Below are 253 nucleotides of genomic sequence, written 5' to 3'. Positions count from 1 at the left end.
ATCATTTCTGGTTCATAAATCGTAGGGTCTGGTGTCATGTCACGCATTTGGCGTAATCCTTGCCCTATAATATCAGTATCACTGTATTCGTTGCTGCATGGGCTTTTCAAACGTTCCAAGTTAGAATAACTATTTGCCTTACCTCCCATTTTTTTATATGACGCAAACGAAAGCTGTCTACCAAACTCTGACTGCTTCATATTTCATGTGATACCCTCAAGATTTAATGAAATTAATATTATATAAAATAACC

1 protein-coding gene is annotated in these 253 nt (G+C 36.0%); it reads right to left on the bottom strand.

The features are described from left to right. Positions 1–200 (bottom strand): hypothetical protein (locus tag SB679_RS25375; protein ID WP_410705114.1); only part of this gene is annotated, 200 nt, incomplete at its 3' end. Positions 201–253 lie beyond the last annotated feature (53 nt).

Source organism: Chryseobacterium sp. SIMBA_029 (assembly GCF_046535275.1).
In the GTDB taxonomy this organism is placed as follows: Bacteria; Bacteroidota; Bacteroidia; order Flavobacteriales; family Weeksellaceae; genus Chryseobacterium.
Note: the sequence above shows the minus strand (reverse complement) of the source record. Positions and strands in the feature narration are given on the sequence as shown.